The organism is Actinomadura sp. NBRC 104412 (assembly GCF_030269515.1).
GTDB lineage: Bacteria > Actinomycetota > Actinomycetes > Streptosporangiales > Streptosporangiaceae > Spirillospora.
Genome location: NZ_BSTM01000002.1, coordinates 195059 through 216570 on the forward strand (window position 1 = coordinate 195059; position 21512 = coordinate 216570).

General features: G+C 72.8%; 16 protein-coding genes and 1 pseudogene. 12 read left to right on the forward strand and 5 right to left on the reverse strand.

The genetic code is table 11. The annotated features are described in order from the left end of the window. Window position 1: 1 nt before the first annotated feature. Window positions 2-445: a YbhB/YbcL family Raf kinase inhibitor-like protein gene (locus tag QSK21_RS03355; RefSeq protein ID WP_285693663.1), complete on the reverse strand. Its 444-nt coding sequence runs from the start codon at window positions 443-445 to the stop codon at window positions 2-4. A gap of 233 nt (window positions 446-678) precedes the next feature. Between QSK21_RS03355 and paaZ the strand changes: the two are divergent. The 9 genes and pseudogenes from paaZ to QSK21_RS03400 all read left to right on the forward strand — a co-directional run bounded on the left by paaZ (window position 679) and on the right by QSK21_RS03400 (window position 11947). Beyond that, window positions 679-2714 (forward strand): annotated as a pseudogene (paaZ, locus tag QSK21_RS03360) (phenylacetic acid degradation bifunctional protein PaaZ). 96 nt (window positions 2715-2810) lie between these two features. After that, window positions 2811-3479: an XRE family transcriptional regulator gene (locus QSK21_RS03365; protein WP_285693664.1), complete on the forward strand. Its 669-nt coding sequence runs from the start codon at window positions 2811-2813 to the stop codon at window positions 3477-3479. Between the two features lie 85 nt (window positions 3480-3564). Further along, window positions 3565-4764 carry an NAD(P)/FAD-dependent oxidoreductase gene (locus QSK21_RS03370; RefSeq protein ID WP_285693665.1) on the forward strand — a complete coding sequence of 400 codons (1200 nt, stop codon included), beginning with the start codon at window positions 3565-3567 and terminating at the stop codon, window positions 4762-4764. Further along, a complete protein-coding gene (locus QSK21_RS03375) occupies window positions 4761-5777 on the forward strand; it encodes a 2Fe-2S iron-sulfur cluster-binding protein (RefSeq protein WP_285693666.1) in 1017 nt (338 codons plus the stop codon). Before QSK21_RS03370 ends, QSK21_RS03375 begins: the two co-directional genes overlap by 4 nt. Next, entirely contained in the window at window positions 5774-7348 is a 1575-nt protein-coding gene (locus QSK21_RS03380) for an FAD-dependent oxidoreductase (protein ID WP_285693667.1), read from the forward strand. Before QSK21_RS03375 ends, QSK21_RS03380 begins: the two co-directional genes overlap by 4 nt. Further along, window positions 7335-8264, forward strand: a complete 930-nt coding sequence (locus QSK21_RS03385) for a dihydrodipicolinate synthase family protein (protein WP_285693669.1) — start codon at window positions 7335-7337, stop codon at window positions 8262-8264. Before QSK21_RS03380 ends, QSK21_RS03385 begins: the two co-directional genes overlap by 14 nt. Continuing rightward, entirely contained in the window at window positions 8264-9265 is a 1002-nt protein-coding gene (locus QSK21_RS03390) for a proline racemase family protein (protein ID WP_285693670.1), read from the forward strand. Before QSK21_RS03385 ends, QSK21_RS03390 begins: the two co-directional genes overlap by 1 nt. Window positions 9266-9825: 560 nt before the next feature. Beyond that, the gene (locus QSK21_RS03395) at window positions 9826-11250 is read left to right on the forward strand and encodes an aldehyde dehydrogenase (NADP(+)) (RefSeq protein WP_285693671.1); all 1425 of its coding nucleotides are present in this window, start codon (window positions 9826-9828) and stop codon (window positions 11248-11250) included. A gap of 283 nt (window positions 11251-11533) precedes the next feature. Beyond that, window positions 11534-11947 (forward strand): aldo/keto reductase, encoded by a 414-nt coding sequence (locus QSK21_RS03400; protein WP_285693672.1) that lies wholly within the window; start codon window positions 11534-11536, stop codon window positions 11945-11947. 60 nt (window positions 11948-12007) lie between these two features. Here QSK21_RS03400 and QSK21_RS03405 read toward each other — a convergent pair whose 3' ends face one another. Beyond that, window positions 12008-13384 (reverse strand): NADP-dependent succinic semialdehyde dehydrogenase, encoded by a 1377-nt coding sequence (locus QSK21_RS03405; RefSeq protein ID WP_285693673.1) that lies wholly within the window; start codon window positions 13382-13384, stop codon window positions 12008-12010. Window positions 13385-13569: 185 nt separating this feature from the next. Between QSK21_RS03405 and QSK21_RS03410 the strand changes: the two genes are divergently transcribed. Together QSK21_RS03410 and pgi are read left to right on the forward strand one after the other, a co-directional pair. Next, complete coding sequence (locus QSK21_RS03410; RefSeq protein ID WP_285693674.1) at window positions 13570-14856, forward strand: MFS transporter; 1287 nt, start codon at window positions 13570-13572, stop codon at window positions 14854-14856. 134 nt (window positions 14857-14990) lie between these two features. After that, window positions 14991-16637: a glucose-6-phosphate isomerase gene (gene pgi, locus QSK21_RS03415; RefSeq protein WP_285693675.1), complete on the forward strand. Its 1647-nt coding sequence runs from the start codon at window positions 14991-14993 to the stop codon at window positions 16635-16637. 49 nt (window positions 16638-16686) lie between these two features. Here the strand turns inward: pgi and QSK21_RS03420 are convergent, their stop codons facing one another. Continuing rightward, window positions 16687-16944, reverse strand: a complete 258-nt coding sequence (locus QSK21_RS03420; RefSeq protein WP_285693676.1) for an EF-hand domain-containing protein — start codon at window positions 16942-16944, stop codon at window positions 16687-16689. Between the two features lie 413 nt (window positions 16945-17357). On the opposite strand from QSK21_RS03420, the gene QSK21_RS03425 reads away from it, so the two are divergent. After that, window positions 17358-18713 (forward strand): hypothetical protein, encoded by a 1356-nt coding sequence (locus QSK21_RS03425; protein ID WP_285693677.1) that lies wholly within the window; start codon window positions 17358-17360, stop codon window positions 18711-18713. A gap of 9 nt (window positions 18714-18722) precedes the next feature. Here the strand turns inward: QSK21_RS03425 and QSK21_RS03430 are convergent, their stop codons facing one another. Both QSK21_RS03430 and QSK21_RS03435 read right to left on the reverse strand, forming a co-directional pair. Beyond that, window positions 18723-20126 carry a nickel/cobalt transporter gene (locus QSK21_RS03430; protein WP_285693678.1) on the reverse strand — a complete coding sequence of 468 codons (1404 nt, stop codon included), beginning with the start codon at window positions 20124-20126 and terminating at the stop codon, window positions 18723-18725. After that, window positions 20123-21454, reverse strand: a complete 1332-nt coding sequence (locus tag QSK21_RS03435) for a tetratricopeptide repeat protein (RefSeq protein WP_285693679.1) — start codon at window positions 21452-21454, stop codon at window positions 20123-20125. The genes QSK21_RS03430 and QSK21_RS03435 overlap by 4 nt, the downstream gene beginning before the upstream one ends. Between the last annotated feature and the right edge of the window lie 58 nt (window positions 21455-21512).

The window sequence follows — 21512 nt, forward strand, 5'->3', positions numbered from 1 at the left end:
GTCACCGTCCGTAGAGGCCGACGAGCGTGCCGGTCGCCACGACGGTGCCGTCCTCGGCGTCCCTGAGGTCCTCGATGGAGAATCCCTCTTCGAGATTCGTCGGCTCCGACAGCCCGTAAAGATGGAAGATGTAACGGTGCGGCTCGTCCCCCTTCGGCGGGTGCGGGCCACCGTACCCGGGCGTCCCGTAGTCGTTGCGTCCGACCACGGCCTCTGTGGGTGTGTCGCCCTCCTCGATCTCGGTGGTGTCCGGCGGGATCCCGGCCAGGAGCCAGTGGACGAAGGTGCCGCTCGGCGCGTCCGGGTCCTCGCACACCAGCGCGAGCTCCACCACGTCCTCGGGCGGTTCGGACCATTCCAGCGGCGGCGAGAGGTCCCCGTTGGCGTGCGAGTACTCGGCCGGGATCACGGCATGGTCGTTGAAGGCCGGACTACGCAGCGTCATGTGCTCCATGGTGTTCCCGTGCCCGCTCAGCCCACGGGAATGCAGCCGCGTCCCGGATGACCGCATCGAGGACGGACCGCAGGTGATCGCGGTCTTCACAAAGAACCCCGCCGGGACCTGTCATCTCTGCGACGCATGATTCGGCGGGATCGGTGAAAGGCTGGACCCTGGACGCCCGGCCGGCGCGACCGGGGCCGGGCGGCGTGCGAGCGAGGCCGGACGAGGAGGTCCCTGTGGTCGTGTTGCGCAGCTTCGTGTCGGGTTCCTGGGAGCTCCCGGTGGGGGAGGGGACGCCGCTGCCGGACGCGGTGACGGGGGAGGAGGTCGCCCGGGTCTCCGCGGCGGGCATCGACCGCGGGGCGGCCCTGGAGTACGGCCGCAAGGTCGGGGGTCCCGCGCTCCGCGAGCTGACCTTCCATCAGCGGGCGGCGTTGCTGAAGGCGCTCGCCTCCCACCTGCGCGAGCATCGGGACGAGTTGTACGCGTTGTCGTCCCGTACGGGCGCGACGCTGGGCGACTCGAAGTTCGACGTGGACGGGGGCATCGCGGTCCTGTCCGCGTACGCGAGCAAAGCGAGGCGCGAACTTCCCAACGACACCGTGTTCGTGGAGGGCGACGTCGAACCGCTCGGTAAGGGCGGCACGTTCGTGGGTCAGCACCTGTGCACGCCGCTGCCGGGGGTGTCCGTCCAGATCAACGCGTTCAACTTCCCTGTCTGGGGACCTTGGAGAAGCTCGCGCCCGCGTTCGTCGCCGGAATGCCGAGCCTGATCAAGCCCGCGAGCCAGACCGCCTACCTGACCGCCCGGCTGGTCGAGCTGATCGTCGAGTCCGAACTGCTCCCCGAGGGGTCGGTGCAACTGCTCTGCGGGGACGCGGGCGACCTGCTCGACCACCTCACCGAGCAGGACGCGGTCTCGTTCACCGGCTCGGCCGACACCGCGCGCAGGCTCCGCGCCCATCCCGCCATCGTGGGCCGTTCCGTCCGGTTCAACGCCGAGGCCGACTCGCTGAACTGCTCCATCCTCGGCCCGGACGCCGCGCCCGGTACGGCCGAGTTCGACCTGTACGTCAAGCAGCTCGTCGCGGAGATGACGGTGAAGGCGGGACAGAAGTGCACCGCCATCCGCCGCGCCTTCGTCCCCGAGTCCCTGGTGGACGAGGTCGCCGAGGCCGTGCGGGCACGGCTGGCCAAGGTCGCCGTCGGGAACCCCGCCAACCCGGACGTGCGGATGGGCGCGCTGGCGAGCCTGGGCCAGCGCGAGGAGGTGCGCCGGTCGCTGAAGCCGCTCCTGGACGCGGGCCGCCTGCTTTTCGGCGACCCCGACCGGGTGGAGGTGGTGGACGCCGACGCCGAGCGCGGCGCGTTCATCTCGCCGATCCTGATCCGTGCCGACGACGCGGAACGGGCCGAACCACACGAGGTGGAGGCGTTCGGCCCGGTGAGCACGCTGCTGCCGTACCGTGACGTGGCCCAGGTGGTGGAGCTGGCGGCGCGCGGCCGTGGCAGCCTTGCCGGTTCGGTGGTCACGGCCGACACCGGCTTCGCCCGCGAGGTCGTCCTGGGCCTGGCCCCCTGGCACGGGCGTGTGCTCGTACTCAACGAGGAGGACGCCAAGGAGTCCACTGGGCACGGATCGCCTCTGCCGCCCCTGATCCACGGTGGCCCTGGGCGCGCCGGTGGCGGGGAGGAGATGGGCGGCATCCGGGGGATCGTCCATCACATGCAGCGCACCGCCGTTCAGGCCGGGCCGGGCATGCTGACCGCCCTGACCGGACGCTGGGTGCCTGGGGCCGAGCGTACGGTCACTGACGTGCACCCGTTCCGTAAGCACCTCGAAGAGCTGCGCGTGGGCGACACCGTCGTCGCCGGTCCCCGTACGGTGACCCTTGAGGACGTGGAGCGGTTCGCCGAATTCACAGGGGACACTTTCTACGCCCACATGGACGACGAGGCGGCCAAGGCCAACCCGTTCTTCGGCGGTCGGGTAGCGCACGGCTACCTTGTGGTGTCCTTCGCCGCAGGACTGTTCGTCTCGCCCGAGCCCGGACCCGTCCTGGCCAACTACGGCTTGGAGAACCTGCGGTTCCTCACCCCCGTCTACCCGGGAGACGAACTGACGGTCACCTTGACCGCCAAGCAGATCTCACCGCGTGATGGCGCGGATTACGGTGAGGTGCGGTGGGACACCGACGTCACCAACCAGGACGGCAAGTCCGTGGCCAAATACGACGTCCTCACCCTTGTGGCCAAGCGCCCCGCAGGATGACGTGTGCGTCGTCTAGCCGTCCTTAGGTTGTACCCTCGTTCGGTATAGCGAACATCACCCGGGCCTGGGATGCCCCAAGGGAACGAGGAGGGACGCATGGTGGACAACGCCGGCCCGGACGCAGGCGGCGAGGACGCCGGTCCGGAGCCGCGCCCCGGGTCGGTGCGCGACATGCTGGCCGCCAACCTGCGGCGCGCCCGTACCGAACGGGGCCTGTCCCTGTCGGAGCTGTCCCGCCGCTCCAGGATCGGGAAGGCGACGCTCTCCCAGTTGGAGTCCGGGTCGGGCAACCCCACCATCGAGACGGTGTTCAGCCTGTCCAGAGCCCTGGAAGTGGCGATCTCCGACCTGCTGGACCATGGCCGCCCGTCCGGCCCGACCGTGGTGCGCGCCGCCGACGTCGAGGTGCTGCGCGGCGCCGGCGTCGACCTGCGCCCGCTGCGCGGCATCGAGGCGGGTGACGCGATCTTCGAGGTGTACGACCAGGTGGTGCGGGCCGGTGCCCGTCAGGACTCGCTCGGCCATGCCGGCACCGAGCACACCATCGTGCAGGCGGGACGGCTCGGCGTTCGGGTGGACGACCGCTATTTGGAGCTGGGGCCCGGGGACTATGTCGGTTTCGACGCCGCGCGGCCGCACTCGTATACCGCTCTGGACGGCCAGGTACGCTCGGTCCTGCTCCTGCAATACCGCTCTGACCAGCGACTTCGCTCCTCGACCTCGGGTGCGGCCTGCCTGGCGGGCACGGCCGGGCGGGAGCGCTGAGCGGGCGCGTTGACAGGACGCGAGCGGGCGCCTACTCTCGAAGCCGTTCGGTAAACCGAACGATCGATGACTGGGAGGGGGCGAGGTGCGGGCGACACGGATCGTGGTGCTGGGGGCCGGGATCATCGGCGCCGCCTGCGCCCGCGAGCTGGCCCTGGCCGGATGCGAGGTCATCGTCGTCGACCGGGGCGGCCCCGCCGCGGCGACCACCGCGCACGGCGAGGGCAACGTCCTGGTCTCCGACAAGGGACCGGGCCCCGAGCTGGAGCTGGCCCGCCTCTCCCGGCGGCTGTGGCCGGAGGTCCTCGCCGAAGGGGGCCGCCCCGCCGAATGGGAACCCAAGGGCGGCATCGTCGTCGCCACCACCGAAGCGGGCGCCGAAGACCTGCGGGGCTTCGCCGCCTCCCAGCGCGAGGCGGGCGTCCGCGCCGAGCCGCTGAGCGCCGCCGAGCTGGCCGCCGCCGAGCCCCACCTGGCCCGCGACGTCACCGCCGCCTTCGCCTACCCCGAGGACGCCCAGGTCCAGCCGTCCGGCGCCGCGAGCGTACTGCTGGGCGCGGCCCTGCGGGCGGGCGCCGTCCTCCGCACCGGATGCGAGGTGCTGGGCCCGGTGAGCCGGGGCGGGCGCATCACCGGTGTGCGCACCACGCTGGGCCTGATCGAGGGCGACGCCTTCGTCAACGCCGCCGGGCCGTGGGCCGGCGAGCTGTCGGCCCGCCTCGGCGCCCCCGTCGACGTCCGTCCCCGCCGCGGCGAGGTGCTGGTGACCGCCCCCATGCCCCCGACCGTGTTCCACAAGGTCTACGACGCCGACTATGTGGGCGCCGTGGGTAGCGGCTCCGGCGACCTCCAGACTTCGGCGGTCGTGGAGTCCACCCGCGCCGGCACGATCCTGCTCGGCTCGTCCCGCCGCCGCGTCGGATTCGACGACCGCCTCCACCCCGGCGTGCTGTCCCGGATCGCGGCGAAGGCCCTCCGGCTGTTCCCCTGCCTGTCCGGCGCCGCCGTGATGCGCGCCTACGGTGGCTTCCGGCCTTACGTGCCCGACCACCTTCCGCTGATCGGCCCCGACCCCCGCCTCTCCGGCCTCTGGCACGCCACCGGCCACGAGGGCGCCGGCATCGGCCTGTCCGTGGGCACCGCCAGGCTCCTGGCCGACGGCCTGCTCTCCCGCGAGCCGGAAATGGACATCACCCCGTTCCGGGTCGACCGCCCCCTCGCCCTGGCAGAGCCCGGCTCACCCCCTGCCGCCGGACGGGCGGTCCCCGGCGGTGAGCAGCCATGACCCCGCGCCCGGCCCCCGGCCCCCGCCCCGGCCCACCGCTGCGCATCACGGTCGACGGCGAGCCCTTCGAAGGCGTCCAGGGCCAGACCATCGCAGGCATCCTGCTGTCCGCCGGCCGCCTCTCATGGCGCCGCGGCCCCTCCGGCGCGCCACGCGGGGTCTTCTGCGGCATCGGAGCCTGCTTCGACTGCCTGCTCACCGTCAACGGCATCCCCGACGTCCGCGCCTGCCGCCGCCGCGCCACCAACGGCGACACCATCACCACCCAATCCCGCCTCCCCAACCAACCCGTCAAGCCCCCCGAACCAAGCCCACCCACTATGCCAATCCCTGCCCCCGAGCCGAGCATTGGTAATGCGCCGGGCACGGCTGGCGAGCCGGGCGGGTGCGCAGATCCAGGGACACCCGTTTCCTCGAGCGTTGGCCGCGAGGCGAGCGTCGGCGGCGCGCTGGACACGCCAGGAAAGCCGGGCGAGTCTGCGGGTCGAGGGACACCCGTTGCCCCGAGCGTCGGCGGCGACTCGAGCGTCGGCGGCGCGCTGGACCCGCCCGGAGAGGGCGGTGCGCGGGGCACGGTTGGCGAGCCGGGCGGGTGCGCAGATCCAGGGACACCCGTTTCCCCGAGCGTTGGCCGCGAGGCGAGCGTCGGCGGCGCGCTGGACACGCCCGGAGAGCCGCGCGGGTCTGCGGGTCGAGGGACACCCGTTGCCCCGAGCGTCGGCGGTGCGCTGGACGGGGTTGGGGAGCCGGGCGGGTCTGTGGGTGTGAACGCTCCCGTTGCGCCGGGCGCTGGCAGTGAGCTGGGGACGTCTGGGCCGGGCGGGGCGGGCGAGTCTGCGGAGTCCATCTCGTCCGGGGAGGACGGGCGGGTCCGCGTCGCGGAGCGTGCTCAGGGAGCGAGCGAGCGCGAAGAGCCGAGCCGATCGGGTAAAGCGGGCGACTCCCGAGAGCCGGGAAAGTCGTTGGAGTCGGCCGGGTCCGGGGAGCCGGACGAAGCGGGGGAGGCGCGATGAGCGGGCTTCGCCGGCGGGTGGCGGTCATCGGGGCGGGTCCGGCCGGGCTGGCGGCCGCGGCGGCGGCGCTGCGCGCCGGGGCCGAGGTCACCCTGATCGAGGCGGCCGACCGGCCTGGAGGCCAGTACCACCGGATGCCCTACGACGCCGATGACCTCGGCGGGGCGGGCGGCGTCCACCGCGACTTCGAGCGGATGCGCCGCCACGTACTGGATCATCCGCGCTGCGCGTGGTGGCCCGAGAGCACGGTCTGGTCCCTGGAACGCGGCGACCCGACCGTCCCGCGTCCGCCCAGGGTGCATGTGCTGCGCGGCCCGGCCGACGGCGCGGGACGGGAAGCTCACGTGCTCGACCCCGACGCGCTCGTCCTGGCGCCCGGAGCGCACGACAGGGTGCTGCCCTTCCCCGGGTGGGACCTGCCCGGTGTCTTCACCGCCGGCGCGGCACAGGCACTGGCCAAGGGCGAACGGCTCGCCGTGGGGGACGAGGTGGTGGTGGCCGGTGCCGGGCCGTTCCTGCTGCCCGTCGCCGCCTCCCTACTGCACGCGGGCTCGCACGTCCGGGAGGTCCTGGAGGCGGGGCGGCCCGCCGCAGTCCTGCGTGGGTGGACGCGCCGCCCCTGGGAACTGGCCGCCCAGCGTGCCAAGGCCGCCGAGCTCGCCTCCTACACGTCCCTGCTGGCCCGGCACCGCGTCCCGTACCGGATGGGACGGGCGGTGATCGAGGCGAGGGGCGACGGCCGGGTCGAAGAGGTCGTCACGGCCGAGCTGCGTCCCGACTGGTCGGTGATCCCGGGCACCGAACGCAGCCGGCCCGTCGACGCCGTCTGCGTCTCCCACGGCTTCACGCCCCACCTGGAGCTGCCCGTCGCCGCGGGCTGCGCCCTGCGGCAGGTCTCCGCGGCCGAGGTCTACGTACGGGTCGACGACGATCAGCTCACCAGCGTCCCCCGGGTGTACGCGGCAGGGGAGATCACCGGAATCGCGGGCGCCCCGGCGGCTCGCGCCGAGGGCCTGCTGGCGGGATGGCTGGCGGCGGGCGGCTCGCCCGCAGCTCCCGAAAGCCATCTCGCGCGTCGCCGGCGCGACCAGGGCCGCGCGTTCGCGGCCCGGCTCGCCGCCGCCCACCCGATCGGCGACGGCTGGCCGGGGTGGCTGCGTCCCGGCACGGTCGTGTGCCGCTGCGAGGGGACCACGTACGGCGCCCTCTGCGAAGCGGCAGGCGACCCGGCGGGCGCCGCGGCCCGCCCGGTCAAGCTGAGCACGCGCGCGGGTCTGGGCCCCTGCCAAGCCCGCGTCTGCGGCCCCACGGTCGCCGAACTCCTCGCCCGCAGGGCCGCCGGTGGCCCCGGCCGCCCGGAGACGGGCCTGCCCCCGGCGACGCCGCACCGCCGGCCCATCGCCCAGCCCATCCGCCTCGGAGAACTGGCGGCGCTCGACCCCGAAGACGCCGGTGCGAACGGCCGTGCCTCCAAGGCGGTCCCGCGGCGGGAAGGGCAGCCGGCGGCGCGCTCCGACACCCGTGATCCGCAATCCGACGATGAGAGGTGGACGCCCGATGAGCGGCGATAAGAAGGTCGAGACGCTGGGCGGAGTCATCGTGGCGACGGCCCTGCCGTACCGCGAGGACCCCTCCGCGCCCGCCGGGCTCGCGGTCGACTACGACCGGTACGCCGAGCACTGCCGGTGGCTGGTCGACAACGGCTGCCGGGGCGTCGGGCCCAACGGCTCGCTGGGGGAGTACTCCTCCCTCACCGACGAGGAACGCCGCCGGGTCGCCCGCACCGCGGTCGAGACCGTGGGCGGCGACGGCGTCGTGGTCATCGGGGTGCACGGCCCCGGCTCCCACCAGGCCAAGCACTGGGCCGAACTGGCCGCCGAGGACGGCGCGGACGGCGTCCTATGCCTGCCGCCCACCATGTACCGCGCCAACCACGGCGAGGTCATCGCCCATTTCGAGGCCGTGGCCTCGGTAGGACTGCCGGTCATGGTCTACAACAACCCGATCGACACCAAGGTGGACCTCACCCCGGGCCTGCTCGCCGAGATCGCCCAGATCGACGGGGTCGTCGCGGTCAAGGAGTTCTCCGGCGACGTCCGCCGCGTACTGGAGATCAAGGAGCGGGCCCCGGGTCTGGAGGTGGTGGCCGGAGCCGACGACGTGACGCTCGAGGCGCTGCTGATGGGCGCCACCGGGTGGTTCGCCGGGTTCCCGAACGTGTTCCCCGCCGAGTCGGCCGAGCTGTTCGAGCTGGCCACGGCGGGCAAGCTGGAGGAGGCGAAGGCGCTCTACGAGCCGCTGGTCGCCGCGTTCCGGTGGGACTCGCGCACCGAGTTCGTCCAGGCCATCAAGCTCGGCATGGACATGGTCGGCCGGTACGGCGGCCCGTGCAGGCCACCGCGCGGCCCCCTCGTCCCGGCGCACCGGGAGGCCGTCACCGCCGACATGACCCGCGCGATCGACGCACTCCAGCGGCGGGCGGGCTGATGCGGTCCGTCCGTACGATCCACGCGGTCGACTCCCACACCGAGGGCATGCCGACCCGGGTGGTGACCGGCGGCGTGGCGCCGATCCCCGGTGCCACCATGGCCGAACGCCGGCGCTACGCGGTCGAGCACCTCGACGGCCTGCGCCGCTTCCTGGTGGACGAGCCGCGCGGGCACCCGGCGATGAGCGGCGCGATCCTGCAGCCGCCCCTCCACCCGGACGCGGACTGGGGCGTGGTCTACATCGAGGTCAGCGGCTTCCTGCCGATGTGCGGGCATGGCACCATCGGCGTCGCCACCGTCCTCGTCGAGACCGGGATGGTCGAGGTCACCGAGCCGGAGACCATCGTCCGCCTGGACACCCCCGCTGGTCTCGTCGAGGCCCGGGTCGCCGTCCGCGACGGCGTCGCCGAGAACGTCACCCTGCGCAACATCCCTTCGTTCTCCCTCACCCTGGACGCCGTCGTCCCCGTCCCCGGGCTGGGAGAGGTCCGCTACGACATGGCGTACGGCGGCAACTTCTACGCCATCACCGAACTGGAACCCCTCGGGCTTCCCTTCGACCGCGCCCGCAAGGACGACATCCTCCGAGCGGGCCTGGACATCATGGCGGCCATCAACGAGCACGCCCCGCCCCACCACCCCGTCGACCCGGCCATCAGCGGCTGCAAGCACGTCCAGTTCTTGGCACTCGGATCGGACGCCAATCACTCCCGCAACGCCATGGCCATCCACCCCGGCTGGTTCGACCGCTCACCCTGCGGCACGGGCACCTCCGCCCGCATGGCGCAGCTTCACGCCCGCGGCGACCTGCCCCTTCACACCGAGTTCGTCAACGAGTCCTTCATCGGCACCCGCTTCACCGGCCGCCTGATCGCCGAAACCACGATCGGCGACCTCCCCGCCGTCATCCCCGAGTTCACCGGCCGGGCCTGGATCACCGGCACCGCCGACTACCTCCTGGACCCCACCGACCCCTTCCCAGAAGGCTTCGTCCTATGAACACCAAGCCACCCCACCCACCAGCCCCGCACCGATGACCCGACCATCACCACCACAGGTCACAGCCCCTTCCCTTCCGTAACCCAGCCACAATCCCACACCCCGAGCCCTTCCCCGATGAGTCCATCGATGCCGCCACCGACCTGCTCACGACGACCAACGAGTACTCCGCCGGTGGGACCCGTGTGCACACCCTCACGCCGACCACACGGTGAGGCTCAGCGTCGCGTGTGCCACCGTCCAGCAGCGTGACGGCCAGTCGCCGTACACCAGAGTCACCGCGCCGGCGGACCGCCCAACGCTGCGCCCCTCTCAATCGCCTGGCGACGTGTACCGCGGTGGGAGCACAGCCTGTGGATCGCCGCCGAGGCGGGTATTGCGGCCCTCGGTATCGTGGCGCCGATGATCAGCGTGGACGTGCGATCACCGGACGGACGGCATCGGACGAAGGGGCAAGGACTTGACGACGTCGCAAGGATCGCGATGAGGCCGTGCCTTCGGACGGCGGTCGTGCCCACCACGGTGCGGTCAGCCCGGGGACCGATCGAGAGGAGCAGCGCATGAGCACGCCGGATCAGGCGGTGTCCGCCGCGATGGCGGCGGCCGAGGAATGGGCGGCGACGCCCCCCGAGGCCAGGGCGCGGGCGTTGAACGCCGTCGCCGAGGCGTTGGAGGCGGCGCGCTCCGAACTGGTGCCCCTGGCCGACGCCGAGTCCCACCTGGGTGAGACGCCCCGGCTGAACGGGGAACTGACCCGGACGGTCTTCCAGCTCAAGCTGTTCGCCGAAGAGGCCGCCTCGGGCCGGTCCTACGATGCGCGGATCGACCGCGCCGACCCGGACTGGCCCACCGGCCCCCGTCCCGACCTGCGCCGCTACCGGACGGCGGTGGGGCCCGTGCTGGTCTTCGCGGCGAGCAACTTCCCGTTCGCGTTCAGCGTCGCGGGCGGTGACACGGCCTCGGCGCTCGCCGCGGGCTGCCCCGTCGTGGTCAAGGCGCACCCGGGCCACCCCGGGCTCTCGCGGCGCACCGCCGAGATCGTCACCGCCGCGCTGTCGGACGCCGGAGTGCCGGAGGGGACGTTCGCCCTGATCGAAGGCGAACGGGAAGGAGTCGAGGCCCTGCGCCACCCGGGGATCGCGGCGGCCGCGTTCACCGGCTCCGAACGTGGCGGGCTGGCCCTGGCGAAGATCGCCGCCGAGCGTCCCGAGCCCATTCCCTTCTACGCCGAGATGGGCAGCATCAACCCGGTCGTGGTCACCGCCGCGGCGGCCAAGAACCGCGGCGAGGAGATCGCCAAGGGCTATGTCGGCTCGGTGACCATGGGCGCGGGCCAGTTCTGCACCAACCCCGGGCTGATGTTCGTCCCCGCCGGGGACGCCATCGTGGATCGCATCGCGGGCCTCCTGTCCGAGGTCGGGGCGGCCCCGATGCTGAACGACCGGATCGAGTCGGGCTTCCTCGACACCGCCCGGCGGCTCGGCGAGCGCCCCGGCGTCCGCCGGGTCCTCTGGCCCGACGACGACACCTCGACGGCGCCCCGCCTGCTCACCATGGACCTGGCCGCGTTCGCCGCCGACAGCGAGGCCGCCTCCCAGGAGTGCTTCGGCCCGCTCGGCCTGGTGGTCACCTACCAGGACCTCCGGGACGTCGCCGTGGTCCTGGCGAAGCTGCCCGGCCAGCTCACCACGTCCCTGCACGCCGAACCCGACGAGACCGCCGAGCTGTCAGGTCTGGCGGGCGTCCTGGCAGACCGCAGCGGCCGCGTCCTCTGGAACCAGTGGCCCACCGGCGTCTCCGTCACCCACGCCATGCAACACGGCGGCCCCTTCCCCGCCACCACCACGCCGTCCACCACATCCGTCGGAACGGCCGCCATCGAGCGTTTCCTCCGTCCCGTCACCTACCAGAACTGGCCGCAGGACCTCCTCCCACCACCCCTCCGCGACAGCAACCCCTGGAACGTCCCCCAGCAAATCCACTGAACCTTCGCACCCGCGACCACACCACCAGAACACACCCCAAATCAACCAGGGCCACGCCGTTCCAACGGCGCCACCTGCGCTCGTCGGCCGATCGCGCCTTCCCTACATCAGCGGCCCAGCTTCGTGTCAGCTTCGCACAGGTGATCGCCAGCGGTCAGGGCTGCCTGGCACGCCAAGGCGGCCGTCACCGATCTACGCGGAGTGGAAGCCCATCACCGCCGCCAGTCGCCGAACAAGGTTCGGAGGCAGCAGGGAACGCAAGGGACGACCCAGCCGCGCCGGGGTGTGCGAGGAACTGGGGATCACCTTCGTCGCGTACAGCCCGCTGGGGCGCGGTTTGCTGGGCGGGCAGGTGCGCAGCGGAGCCGACCTGGCCGAGGACGACTGGCGGCGCGGCCACCCTCGCTTCCAGGGGCCCAATCTGGACCACAACGTCTCGCTGGCGGACCGGGTCGCGACCCTGGCGGCCGAGTACGGCGTGACGGCCGCCCAGCTCGCGCTGGCCTGGGTGATCGAGCGTGGCGCACTGCCCATCCCGGGAACGCGCAAGGCCGCCAACGCCCGGGCCAACGCCGCGGCGGGCGACCTGACGCTGGATCCGTCGGCGTTCCGGCGCCTGGAGGAGATCGTCCCGCCCGGCACGGCGGCCGGGGCGCAGGGCAACGAGTCCTACCTGGCCAACATCGACACCGGTTGAGCCCGTCCGCCTCCCTGGTGGACGTGGGCTTGCGCAGACCGCGTCCGCCGGGGAGGGCGGTCAGGCGGCTGCCCAGATGGTCTTGATGTTGCAGAAGGCGTGCATGCCGAGGTCCGCCAGCTCGCGGCCGTAGCCGGAGTGCTTGGTGCCGCCGAACGGCAGGTCGGGGAAGGACGTGACCATCCCGTTGATGAAGACCTGGCCGGCGTCCAGGTCGTCGGCGAAACGCTCCTGCTCGTCGGCGTCCCGTGTCCAGGCGTTGGCGCCGAGGCCGAAGGTGGTGTCGTTGGCGAGGTCGATGGCCTGGTCGATGCCGTCGACCCGGAACAGCGAGGCGACCGGCCCGAAGACCTCCTCGTGGTACATCCGCATTCCCGGCATGACCCCGGTGATCACGGTGGGCGGGTAGAACCAGCCGGGGCCTTCGACCCGCTGGCCCCCGCACAGGACGGTGGCGCCCGAGCCGACCGCGTCCGCGACCTGCTCCTCGATCGTGGACCGGCCTCGCTCGGACGCCAGCGGCCCGATGTCGGTGGACTCGTCCATGGGGTCACCGACGCGCCGGGCCCGCATGTTCTCGACGAAGCGGCGCTCGAACTCCTGGTACACGTCGGTGTGCACGATGAACCGTTTGGCGGAGATGCAGCTCTGACCGTTGTTGAGGCAGCGGGAGGTGGCGGCGACCTCGGCGGCGCGGGCGATGTCGGCCGAGGGCATGACCACGAAGGCGTCGCTGCCGCCCAGCTCCAGGACGCTCGGCTTGATCTCGGCCCCGGCGGTCGCCCCGATCGAGCGTCCGGCGGGCTCGCTGCCGGTCAGCGTGGCGCCCTTGACGCGCGGATCACGGATGATGCGTTCGACCTGGTCGGAGCCGACGAGCAGGGTCTGGAAGGCGTCCGGGGGAAAGCCGGCGCGGCGGAACAGGTCCTCCAGGAACAGGGCGGTCCTGGGGACGTTGGAGGCGTGCTTGAGCAGGCCCACGTTGCCCGCCATCAGGGCGGGGGCGGCGAACCTGATCACCTGCCAGAGCGGGAAGTTCCACGGCATCACCGCCAGCACCGGGCCGATCGGCCGGTAGCGGATCCAGGCGCGTTCGGCCCCGACCGCCTCGGGGTCGGCGGGACGGTCGGCCAGGAAGCGCGCGGCGTTGCGGGCGTAGAAGCGGCACGCGTTGGCGCATTTGTGCGCCTCGGCCCGCGCTGCCTTGATCGTCTTGCCCATCTCGGTGGTCAGCATGGCCGCGATCTGGTCGGTCTCGCCGTCCAGGATGCCGGCGGCGGCCTCCATCCAGCCGGCGCGCTCCTCGATCGTGGTGGAGCCCTGCCGGGCGAACGCCTCGCGGGCGCGTTCGAGGCGGGCGTCGATCTCGGTGCCGCTCAGCGCCTCGAAGGTCGCCTCCACCGCCCCGGTCGCGGGATTGGTCGTCGCGATGCTCATGCCCGATTCCCCCAGAAGCTGCGGTTTTGTGGGGGTCGTGCCCGATGGGTTTCAAGGGAAACCGCATCCCGCGCCCGCCGCTTCGGGCCTACGTGACCTGCCTCATATTCCGGCCTGACCGGAAGCCGGGAAAGGGGCATGACGTTCAACAGGTCGTTCTGCCCCCGATGGAAGAAGCCCAAACCTTGGCTCTCCCCGCCATGCTGCGCTCCCTCCGCCACCACAACTACCGGCTGTGGGCGGCGGCCGACCTGATCTCGGTCACCGGGACCTGGATGCAGGTCCTGGCCCTCAACTGGCTGGTCCTGTCCATCACCCATTCGGCGACGAGCGTGGGCCTGGGCCTGCTCCTGCAGGCGGTGCCCACGCTCGCGCTCGCCCCGCTGGGCGGCGCCATCGCCGACCGGCTGCCCGCCCGCCGGGTGGTGATGGCCGGCCAGTCGGTCCAGATGGCCCTGTCCGCCCTCCTGGCCCTGCTGGCGGCCGGTGACCCCTCGGGCCCCATGGGCCTGTACGCGATCTCGTTCGTGTCCGGCGCCGTCACCGCGCTGACCAGCCCGTCGCTGGCGCGGTTCGGGATGGAGATCGTCGGCCCCGAGGACCTGTCGAACGCCCTGTCCCTGGGCTCGGTGCTCAGCTCCGGCGGGCGGATCCTCGGGATGAGCCTGGCCGGCGTGGTGATCGCCGTGGTCGGGGTGCCGGGAGCGTTCGCGGCCAACGCCGCCAGCTTCGCCGCCGTGCTCGCCGCCCTCATCCTGATGCGGCACCGTGAGCTGCACGAAGTGCCCAAGGCGGCGCCGGGGGAGCGCGGGGTCGTCGCGGGGCTGCGCCACGTCCTGCGGACGCCCTGGCTGCTGGTCACGCTGGGCCTGGCGTTCGTCCTGGGCAGCCTGGGCCGCAACTACCAGGTGACCATGGCCGCGATGAGCGACGGCCCGCTGCACGGCGGCGCCGGAGGGTACGGCGCGCTGTCGGTGCTCTTCGCGGTCGGCACGGTGCTGGGCGGGCTGTTCGCCGCCTCCCGCTCACGGCTCTCCCTGGCACTGCTGCCGGTCATGGCGGTGGCCTGCTCGGTCGGCCAGATGGCCAGCGGCGTCGCGCCGAACCTGCCGGTGTTCGGCGCGCTGATGCTGCCGATCGCCGCCGCCGCGGTGGTGATCGACACCACCGTGAGCACCCGGGTGCAGCTCGACAGCCCCGGCGGGCTGCGCGGCCGGGTGATCGCCGCACAGGGCATGGTGGGCGCCGCGTCCGGCGCCGCCGGGGGTCCCGCGCTGGGCGCCATGTGCGACCTGCTGGGCCCCCGCGCCGCGCTGGTGCTGGCCGGCGCGGTCAGCGTGACGGCCGCGCTCGCCGCCGGTGCCGCGCTGCTGCGCCTGCGCCGGAAGGGCGCCCTGGCCCGTACGGGTCCCGACCAGGTTCCCGCCGGGCTTCCCCACGGGCCGGCCCCGCGGCGTATGGCCGTGCGGTAGAGCGGATCGCCGGACCGGCGGCGTGACCGTGGGCGCCCCTCCTATGATCACGTGTGGTGTGCGGCCGGTGGCCCGGGCAAGGACAGGGGAGCGGCCCGGGCACGGACGCCGGCACGTCGATGAGATGAGGGGACATGGACATCACCGAGAGCTCCGAGTGGTCCGCGCTGGCCGAGCACCATCCGCTGCTGGCCGGGCTGCATCTGCGGGAGCTGTTCGCCGAGGACCCGGGACGCGCCGAGCGGATGACCGCGACCGCCGGGGACCTGCTGCTGGACTACTCCAAGCACCGCGTGACCGACGAGACCCTGCGCCTGCTGGTGGCGCTGGCCGAGCGGGCGGGCCTGCGCGAGCGCATCGGCGCGATGTTCTCCGGCGAGCACATCAACGTCAGCGAGGACCGCGCCGTCCTGCACACGGCGCTGCGCCTGCCCAGGGACGCGCGGCTGACGGTGGACGGCCAGGACGTGGTCGGCGACGTGCACGCCGTCCTCGACAAGATGTCCGACTTCGCGGGACGGGTCCGCTCGGGCGAGTGGACGGGCTTCACCGGCAAGCCCATCCGCAGCGTCGTCAACATCGGCATCGGCGGCTCCGACCTGGGGCCCGCCATGGCCTACGAGGCGCTGCGCGACTACGCCGACGCGGGGATCTCATGCTCCTTCGTCTCCAACATCGACCCGGCGGACGTGACCGGCGTCCTGGACGGGCTCGACCCGGAGCAGACCCTGGTGATCGTCAGCTCCAAGACGTTCGGCACCCTGGAGACGCTGACCAACGCCCGCGCGGCGCGCGCCTGGCTGGTCGACCGGCTCGGGGACGAGAAGGCGGTGTCGCGGCATTTCGTCGCGGTGTCCACCAACGCCGAGCGGGTCGCCGCGTTCGGCATCGACACCGCCAACATGTTCGGGTTCTGGGACTGGGTCGGCGGCCGGTACTCGATGGACTCCGCGATCGGGCTGTCACTGATGATCGCCATCGGCGCGGAGCGGTTCCGGGAGATGCTGAACGGGTTCCACACGATCGACGAGCACTTCCGCACCGCCCCGTTCGAGTCCAACCTTCCCGTGATCATGGGTTTGCTGGGGGTCTGGTACACCGACTTCTTCGGCGCCCAGACCCGTGCCGTGCTGCCCTACAGCCAGCGCCTGGCGCGCTTCCCCGCGTACCTGCAGCAGCTCACCATGGAGTCCAACGGCAAGTCGGTGCGGGCGGACGGCGCCCCGGTCGTCGCGCAGACCGGCGCGATCTTCTGGGGCGAGCCGGGCACCAACGGCCAGCACGCCTTCTACCAGCTGCTGCACCAGGGGACGAGGCTGGTCCCCGCCGACTTCATCGGGTTCGCCGAGCCGTTCACCGACGTCCAGGCCGACGGGGGCGGCATGCACGACCTGCTGACCGCGAACCTGTTCGCGCAGACCTCGGCGCTGGCGTTCGGCAGGACCGCCGAGGAGATCGCCGCCGAGGGGACGCCCGCGGACCTCGTCCCGCACAAGGTGATGCCGGGCAACCGCCCGACCAGCACGATCCTGGCGCCCCGGCTGACGCCGTCCACGCTGGGGCAGCTGATCGCCCTGTACGAGCACATCGTGTTCGTGGAGGGGACGATCTGGGGCATCGACTCCTTCGACCAGTGGGGCGTGGAACTCGGCAAGGTCCTGGCTCAGGACCTGACGCCCGCGCTGACCTCGGCGGAGCCGCCGTCCGCCGACGCGGTGCCCGACCCGTCCACCGCCGCGCTGGTGCGCGCCTACCGCAGGATGCGCGGCCGCGCCGTGTGACGCCTGCCCCCGGCCCGGCGGGCGAGCCGCCCCCGGCCGGGGCCGCCGGTCACCCCCGGGCGGAGCGGACGCCGTCCGGGGCCCATCCCTGCGCCTCCAGCAGGACGCGCAGCTCGGCGAACGAGATGAAACCGTCCCGGTTGGTGTCCGCGCGCTCGAACCTGTCCTGGGTCTCCGAACGCGTCCACGACAGCCCCAGGCTGTCGAGGAGCAGTCCGAACTCCATCAGGTCGAGCCTGTCATCACCGCCGAGGTCCGACCGCGCGAAGACGGTGTGGAGGTCGTCCCCGGTCGGCTTGATGGTCATTTCGCTCCTTGCGGTAGGTCGTCGTGGATCGCGCTGGGTCCGGTGTGCCCCGCATCATGTCATACCGGTCGGGACCCGCTCTGCTGAGAAACGACACCGCGCGGGCGGTGGTTCCCGCCGCGCTCACCGGCGCTCCGCGCGCACCACGGAACGCCGCCGAGGGACGGCCCGTCCCGCGAACCGGCGGCGCGAACGCGTCCCATCGCCGAACGACGGCCCAATGGTAAATACCTCTCGGCACCGTGCCACGCTCTGTGTCCCCACAGCACGTCGCCCAGGCCATGTGGTCAATACCAGTCTTGTGGAGGTTTGCCATGGCCGGGGACGGATGGATCGGTCTAACCTCATCTTGATCATGATGTGATCATCGGCATGCCATGGCGTGGCGCGGACGACGAGACGGAGGACGGCGGATGAAGCGGTCGCGACCGGCACGGCGGACGGGGCGGGCCACGGCGGCGCTGGTGCTCCCGGTGGCGCTGGCGCTGTCCGCGGCACCGGCCACGGCGGCGGGCGCCGCCGGGCAAGGGCACGGGACGGGGGACTGGCGGCTGGTCCGCTCGGAGACCTTCGACCGCTCACTGGACGACCGGCGCGCCCCCTGGACCCGCGACGACGACGGACCGGGCAGCCCCTACAACGTCGACATCTACGACAACGACGGCGCGTTCTTCGACGCCGTGGGCGGGCCGGAGTTCCGGCGGCAACTCGGCACGTTCGACACCTACCGCAAGTCGTTCGGTTTCGGGGCCGGGGGCTGGCTCACGGCGGAACTGGCGGCGCGCGACACCGACAAGGACGGCACGCCGGACGCGCCGCCCACGCTCACCACGGCCAAGGGCGTCGCCCGGTTGGACGAGCCCAGCCACCACGGCGGCATCCTCATCCGGTCCACCAAGGCGCTGCCCGCGGAGTACCGGGTCGAGATGACGCTGCGCGGCCTGGACTTCGGCGGCCAGCGCGATGGCTCCTGGGACTACCCGGACGGCCGCATCAACGGCTACTCGCCCGAAGGGTGCAAGACGAACTTCCCTTGGGCGTCGGGCGGTGACTTCTCCAGGCCGGAGTGCTCGTGGGCCGACGTGCGTACCGACTCCAACGGGTTCTACTACCTCGGCATCATGGACTACGACCGGGTCGCGCCCCACAACAACAACTTCATCCACGTCCACCGCAAGGTGGCGATGGACTCCTACAACCGCTACAAGTACACCGGCTCGGGGTTGCGCTACTGCAACCCGGCGACCAAGCAGTACGAGCCGTACGGGGCCGGGACGGGCAACGGCGTGAACGCCATCTTCATGACCGAGGACCGCCGGTACCCGACGCAGCCCGGCACCGAGTACCTGATGCACAGCGAGTGCGGTTTCGCCAAGGGCGGCGCCATCGTGTCCCAAGTGGACCTGCGGCCGGAGCTCCTTCCCAAGGAGAGCTACCGGTTCGCCATCGAACGCCGCGACGGCGCGTACACCATGGAGATGTCCGGGGTCTTCGCGCATGTCGGGCGGGCGACCTTCCGTTACACCCGCGCGTTCGTCCAGGACGACGAGCCCATCTGGCACTACAACCAGAAGCCGGAGGAGTACGACGGGCGGTTCAACGCCGACTGGACGTGGACGGGTGCCGGAGGGACGCTCGTCCACCGCGACACCTGGCCCGCCGGGTCCGCCTACCCCGACCACTTCATGTTCGGCGACCCGCACATGAACTTCTACGAGGGCAGCGCCCAGGTCGACGACGTGCGCCTGTACGTCCCGGCCAGGCGGTAGCCCGGCCGCTCAGGCGGCGAGGGTGGCGAGGCTGCGCGCGGTCAGGCCGAGGCCGAGCAGGATGACCATGGTGGCCGTGCCGGCGGGCAGCAGCGTCGGCACGGCCCGTACCCTGGCCGCCAGCGCGGGGATGCGGCGGGCCAGCAGCCGCCCGGTGCCGGTCACCAGCATCCCGATCGCCACCAGCGTGATCGCCAGGCCCGCCCCGTACGCGAGCACCAGCAGCAGCCCGAACCAGGCGTGCCCGAGGGCGCTCGCACCGAGCAGCACGACGACCGCCGAGGGACTCGGCATCAGCCCGCCCGCGAACCCCATCAACAGCACGTTCCTACGTCCGCGCCCATCCTCCTGACCGTGCGCATGCCCATGCCCATGTCCATGCCCATGTCCATGACCATGCCCGTGCCCATGACCGTGTCCGTGCCCATGACCGTGCGCGTGGTGGTGGGATCTGCGGAGGGCGCGGCGCAGGAGGGTGATCCCGGCGACCGCCACGACCGTCCCGCAGATCGCCCCCAGCCAGGGGAACAGGGCGGGAGTGGCCAGCGCGGAACCGCTCGTGACCAGCAACCCGAGCGCCAGCACCCCGGCGGTGTGGGTCACGGTGACCGTCAGCCCGAGCGTGAGCACGTCCCGTTTGGAACGGCGCCCCTGCCCGGCGGCCTGCGCCGCCATGATCGTCTTGCCGTGGCCGGGCGCCAGCGCGTGCAGGGCGCCGAGGCCCAGCGCGATGAGCAGCGCGAGCAGCGCGAACGCCGGTGTGAGCCGGTGCCGGCTCACCAGCTCGGTGAACGAGGCGTCGTTCGGCAGGATCCGGCGGGTCCCCTCGCGGGTGCCCTGCCCGAGCGCCGGCCCGCCCTCCCGGACGGTGAGCTCGGCGCCGCGCTGGTCGGGCGGCGAGTCCAGCAGACCCTCCGGGTAGGAGGTCAGGCGGGCGCTGCGCGAGGCGCGGGCCACGTTGGACGAGGTCAGCGTCATCCGGTCGCCCGTCGCCGTGACCTCGCGCCAGCCGAGCCGCCCGGCCGCGCCCTCGTCCCGGAAGGAGATCCGGTGGGAGCCCTCCCCGTACGGGACGGCGATGCCGCACTCCAGCCGCAGGGTCGGCAGCCCGGCCTGCCCGGGGAGCTTGCGCGCCGACGCCGTGCGGACGGTCGCCGCCGCCGGGCGCCCGTCCACCGTCACACGGAACGACGCGGCGGCCTTCGAGCACTCCGCCGACGCCCAGCGCGGCAGGTCGGCCGTCGTGCGGAGCACCTGCGACGCGGGGATCTCCGCGTGATCCTGGACGTGGTCGACGCGCAGCTCCCGCGGCGCGGCGATCAGGCCGTCGTACCGGCTCACCGTGAAGTTGCCGAGCGGGTGCGCGACCGGGGCGGCCGCGATCGCTCCCGCCACCGCCAGTGCCGTGATCACTTTCCGCCTCCGCCGAGGTCGGCCAGCGCCGCGCGGGCCAGCGGCGCGTGGTGGACGGAGAACGCCGGGTTGAGCCGCAGCGCCGCCGCCAGGTCGCGGCGCGCGTCGTCGCGGCGGCCCAGCGACTTCTCGATCATGCCGAGGTGGTACAGGAACGTGGCGTCCCGGTACCCGTGGCGCAGGGCCTGGCGCGCGTACCCGAGCGCCTCCTTGTCGCGGCCGTTGACGTGCAGCGCCCAGGCCAGTGCGTCCGCGACGTGCACGCTGCGCCGCCGCTCCCACTCGGCCCGGGCCGCGCGCAGCGCCGCCGCCTTGTCGCCGTGGTCGGCCGCGTACAGGGCCGTCTCCAGGTCGGGCGTGACGCCGTTGGCCTGCGCGAGCGTGGCCCACGTCCCGGCGACGGCGTACTGCTGCCGCGCCTTGTCCGGCTGCTTGCGCGCCTCGTACAGCTCGCCGAGCAGGGTGACGTTGCCGGGCAGCGGGGCGCGGGCGACGACGGACTCCTGCTCCCTGACCGCGCCGGCCAGGTCGCCGGTCGCCGCGAGCACGCGGGCCTGCCCGATGCGCGCTGCCAGGTCCGCGGGGTCGGCCTTGAGGGCGGTGGCGAACTCCCGTCCCGCCGCGGCATGGTCGCCCTGGGCGAAGGCGAGCTCACCGAGCCGGGTACGGACGTAGGCGAGGTCGCCCCGGTCGTTCGCCGCGCGTGCGGCGAGATTGAGGATCCGCCGCGCCTCACCGGTGCGCCCGCGCAGCTCCTCGACGTACGCCAGCCGTGTGAACGCCGGAATCCCCGGTGAGGTCGTGTCGGCCTTGCGCGCGGCCTTCAGCGCCTCGTCGTAGCGTCCCAGCTCGACCAGCGCGTCGACGCGGGACGCGAGCGCACGCGCGTTGTACGGGTTGATGCGCAGGGCCTTGTCGGCGTGCGCGAGCGCCTTGGTGAAGTCGTGCCGTGCAGCGGCGAGCGCGGCGAGGCCCGCGTAGGCGGTGTCGTTGTCGTCGGGCGCCACCTTCAGCGACCGGTCGAGCACCCCTTGGGCCTTGGGGTAGTAGGACGAGTCCGCGGTGGTCCGGGCGCGTTCCACGTACGCCAGCCCGAGCGCCGCCCAGCTACGGGCGTCGTTGGGCTGCTCGCGCAGATGGCGCTGCAAGCGGCCGATGCTCGCGCTGAGCGTCGACGCGGAGACCTGCTCCACGGACCCGGTCACGGCCGTGTTCTGCGACGCGGGACCGTCGTCGCGGGGCTTGATGGCGGCGGCCAGCGTCAGCCCGGCCACCATCGCGAGGATGAGGCCGCCCGTCAGCAGGCGCGCCAGGGCGAGACGAGTCATGGGGGAGGTCCTCCGGACGGCCGGGCCGCGCACGGGGCACGCGGCCCGGCCGCCGTTC

What these genes read in the sequence shown, in the direction of transcription:
- QSK21_RS03355 (WP_285693663.1), bottom strand. Translation starts at nt 445, where the DNA reads ATGACGCTGCGTAGTCCGGCCTTCAACGACCATGCCGTGATCCCGGCC.
- QSK21_RS03365 (WP_285693664.1), top strand. Translation starts at nt 2,811, where the DNA reads ATGGTGGACAACGCCGGCCCGGACGCAGGCGGCGAGGACGCCGGTCCG.
- QSK21_RS03375 (WP_285693666.1), top strand. Translation starts at nt 4,761, where the DNA reads ATGACCCCGCGCCCGGCCCCCGGCCCCCGCCCCGGCCCACCGCTGCGC.
- QSK21_RS03380 (WP_285693667.1), top strand. Translation starts at nt 5,774, where the DNA reads ATGAGCGGGCTTCGCCGGCGGGTGGCGGTCATCGGGGCGGGTCCGGCC.
- QSK21_RS03385 (WP_285693669.1), top strand. Translation starts at nt 7,335, where the DNA reads ATGAGCGGCGATAAGAAGGTCGAGACGCTGGGCGGAGTCATCGTGGCG.
- QSK21_RS03390 (WP_285693670.1), top strand. Translation starts at nt 8,264, where the DNA reads ATGCGGTCCGTCCGTACGATCCACGCGGTCGACTCCCACACCGAGGGC.
- QSK21_RS03395 (WP_285693671.1), top strand. Translation starts at nt 9,826, where the DNA reads ATGAGCACGCCGGATCAGGCGGTGTCCGCCGCGATGGCGGCGGCCGAG.
- QSK21_RS03405 (WP_285693673.1), bottom strand. Translation starts at nt 13,384, where the DNA reads ATGAGCATCGCGACGACCAATCCCGCGACCGGGGCGGTGGAGGCGACC.
- pgi (WP_285693675.1), top strand. Translation starts at nt 14,991, where the DNA reads ATGGACATCACCGAGAGCTCCGAGTGGTCCGCGCTGGCCGAGCACCAT.
- QSK21_RS03420 (WP_285693676.1), bottom strand. Translation starts at nt 16,944, where the DNA reads ATGACCATCAAGCCGACCGGGGACGACCTCCACACCGTCTTCGCGCGG.
- QSK21_RS03425 (WP_285693677.1), top strand. Translation starts at nt 17,358, where the DNA reads ATGAAGCGGTCGCGACCGGCACGGCGGACGGGGCGGGCCACGGCGGCG.
- QSK21_RS03435 (WP_285693679.1), bottom strand. Translation starts at nt 21,454, where the DNA reads ATGACTCGTCTCGCCCTGGCGCGCCTGCTGACGGGCGGCCTCATCCTC.